General features: G+C 72.5%; 3 protein-coding genes. All 3 read left to right on the top strand.

The genetic code is table 11. From position 1 onward, the window contains the following. Positions 1 to 531: hypothetical protein (locus tag FNH08_RS47595; RefSeq protein WP_228034812.1), on the top strand; the 531-nt coding region annotated here is incomplete at its 5' end. Between the two features lie 254 nt (positions 532 to 785). Then, the gene (locus FNH08_RS47590; protein ID WP_194238863.1) at positions 786 to 1,895 is read left to right on the top strand and encodes a PLP-dependent cysteine synthase family protein; all 1,110 of its coding nucleotides are present in this window, start codon (positions 786 to 788) and stop codon (positions 1,893 to 1,895) included. Next, complete coding sequence (locus tag FNH08_RS47585) at positions 1,892 to 3,184, top strand: MFS transporter (protein ID WP_322726592.1); 1,293 nt, start codon at positions 1,892 to 1,894, stop codon at positions 3,182 to 3,184. Before FNH08_RS47590 ends, FNH08_RS47585 begins: the two co-directional genes overlap by 4 nt. Positions 3,185 to 3,217: the final 33 nt, after the last annotated feature.

Below are 3,217 nucleotides of genomic sequence, written 5' to 3'. Positions count from 1 at the left end.
CCCATACCCCGCCCGCTTCTCCGCGCCATGGCGTCAGCCGCCGTGGTGCCCGAGGGCGCGGGCGCCCGGAGGACCCCGTTGCCACCCGCCACCCGTATGCCCGCGCGCACCACCCGCGGAGCCCCCTGCGCGTCGCCCTGGTCGCGCCGGCTGATGGCTCTCGTGCGCGGCTGCCTGCTCGCGGTCATCGGCCTGTGCGCGCTCGCACACGGTTCCTCCGACGCGACGCACGGGCCGCCGCGTGCCGCCGCGCCGCTGGTCACCCTCATCGCCCCCGCGAGTGTCGCGTCCGTCGCGGGCAGCGAGGCACCGCACGGCCCTCATCACCGTCACGGCGGTGACGAGTGCGCGGCGGACGGAGTCCTCCGTACGACCACCGCCGTGGCAGAGCAGCCGCCCCCCGTGGTTGGTTCGGTGCCGTTCGTCGGTGTGCTCGCGACCGTGACGCGCCGTCCGCCCCGCCCGTGCGGGCGCCGGAGAGCACGTACGGGACGGACGGCGCTCGTTCGCACCTCACGCTGGCGGATCTAGACCCCTCGCCCGCAGCCGGCCGCACCGGCTGCCGCGCCCACGGACCCGGCGGACAGGACCGACCAGCCTGCCGCGCCGAGACCGTGGCGCGAGATGAGCACGCACGCGTATTCATCGAGCGAGAGCGAACAGACATGCAGTCACTGACGAACGCAAGTACCACCCTTGACGCGGGTACGGCCGCTTCCACGGACACGACCACCGCCTCGGCCACGCCCACGAGCGCTGCCACCTCCACAGGCACCGCCGCCCCCATGAACACCCCTGGCGCGCCCAGCCGTTCCGCCCTGTCGGCGCTGGTCGGGGACACCCCGCTGCTGCGTGTGTCGGATCCCCTGGCCCCGGCCGGCCGCGGGTTCTGGGCGAAGCTGGAGGGCTTCAACCCCGGCGGCATCAAGGACCGGCCCGGTCTGTACATGGTCGAACGGGCCCGCGCCCGCGGGGATCTGCGCCCCGGCGGCCGGATCATCGAGTCCACCAGCGGCACCCTCGGCCTGGGCCTCGCCCTGGCCGGACTCGTGCACCGCCACCCCGTCACCCTGGTCACCGACCCCGGCCTGGAACCGTCCATGACACGGCTGCTCGGTGTCTACGGCGCCGAGGTCGACATCGTCGACGAACCCCACCCCACGGGCGGCTGGCAGCAGGCCCGGCGCGACCGGGTCGTCGAACTGCTCCAGCAGCACACCGGTTCCTGGTGCCCCGACCAGTACAACAACCCCGACAACACGGCCGCGTACACCCCGCTGGCCCTCGAACTCGCCTCCGAGCTGGGGCACATCGACGTCCTCGTGTGCAGTGTGGGTACCGGCGGGCACTCAGCGGGCGTCGGCCGGGTGTTGCGCCAGCTCTACCCGGAGATCACCGTCGTCGGGGTAGACACCATCGGCTCGACCATCTTCGGCCAGCCGGCCCGGACCCGCGTGATGCGCGGCCTCGGCTCCAGCATCTATCCGCGCAACGTGGCGTACGACCGCTTCAGCGAGGTCCACTGGGTGGCCCCGCACGAGGCGGTGTGGGCCTGCCGGAAGCTGGCGGCCTCGCACTACGCCACCGGCGGCTGGAGCGTGGGCGCCGTGGCGCTCGTGGCGGGCTGGCTGGCCCGTACCATGCCCGCCGACGCGCGCATCGCGGCGATCTTCCCGGACGGGCCGCAGCGCTACCTCGGCACGGTGTACGACGACGAGTACTGTGCCCGGCACGGGCTCCTCGACGTGGCCCCGCCCCCGGAACCGGAGCTCATCGGCCGCGCCGACGAGAAGGAGGCCGTCCGCTGGACCCGGTGCACGGACGTCGTCGACCCGCTCGTCCTGCGCGCGCCCTCGCCGGCGCGGCGGCCTGCGGACGTGGAGGAGGGCAAGTGAAGGAGACCTTCACGCAGTTGCGGTCGTACGAGCGCAGCGTCCAGCTGTTGATGGTGAACCAGTTCACCATCAACCTCGGCTTCTACATGCTGATGCCGTACCTGGCCGCCCATCTGTCCGGGACGCTCGGACTGGCCGGCTGGCTGGTCGGGCTCGTCCTGGGCGTGCGGAACTTCAGCCAGCAGGGCATGTTCCTCGTCGGCGGGACGCTGGCCGACCGGCTCGGCTACAAGCCGCTGATCGTCGCCGGGTGTGTGCTGCGCACGGTGGGCTTCGCGACGCTCGGGCTGGTGGACTCGCTGGCCGCGCTGCTCGCTGCGTCGGCTGCGACCGGTCTCGCGGGCGCGCTGTTCAATCCGGCGGTCCGCGCCTATCTCGCGGCGGACGCGGGGGAGCGCAGGGTCGACGCGTTCGCGCTGTTCAACGTCTTCTACCAGGCGGGAATTCTGCTGGGCCCGCTCGTGGGCATGGTGTTGACGGGGGTGGACTTCCGGATCACCTGCCTGGTCTCGGCCGGGATCTTCGCGCTGTTGTCCGTCGTGCAGATCCGCGCCCTGCCCGCCCGCATGGCCAAGGACCGCAAGGAACAGGCCGGCGAGGGACGTGAGAGCGTGCTCGCCCAGTGGCGCGGCATCCTCGCCAACCGGCCGTTCCTGCTCTTCTCCGGCGCCATGATCGGCTCGTACGTGCTGTCGTTCCAGGTGTATCTGGCGCTGCCGCTGGAGGTGCGCCGGCTCGGCGGCGAGGGGCAGTTCGGTACCGCGGCGGTGGCGGTGCTCTTCGCGGTCTCCGGGCTGAGCACGATCCTTTGCCAGACGAGGGTGACGGCCTGGTGCAAGGCCCGGTACGAGCCGGGGCAGTCGCTGACGCGGGGGCTGGCCGTGATGGGCGTGGCGTTCGTGCCGCTGCTGCTGGCCACCGCCGTGCCCGTACCGGAGTCCGGTGCGGGGCTGTGGGTGCTGGCCGCGGTGCCGCCCACGCTCGCCGCGCTGCTGCTGGCGATCGGCACGATGATCGCGTACCCCTTCGAGATGGACACGATCGTCCGGCTCTCCGGTGACCGTCTCGTCGCCACGCACTACGGGCTCTACAACACCATCTGCGGGATCGGCATCACGCTCGGGAACCTGCTGACCGGCGCGGCGCTCGACGCCGCCCGGGAGGCGGGGATGCCCGCGCTGCCCTGGATCTCGCTGTGCGTGCTGGGTGGCGCCTGCGCGGCCGCCCTCTACGGCCTGCACCGTACGGGCCGGCTGGCGACACCGGGGCCGCAACCCGTGGTTGTCTGATCAACCGGAGTGACCAGCGGGAGTGATGAGAGG

It is taken from the genome of Streptomyces spongiae (assembly GCF_009377185.1).
Lineage (GTDB): Bacteria > Actinomycetota > Actinomycetes > Streptomycetales > Streptomycetaceae > Streptomyces > Streptomyces spongiae.
This window is presented reverse-complemented; position numbering and strand designations above follow the sequence as displayed.

Coding starts and splice junctions, on each gene's coding strand:
- FNH08_RS47590 (WP_194238863.1), top strand. CDS start 786: ATGAACACCCCTGGCGCGCCCAGCCGTTCCGCCCTGTCGGCGCTGGTC.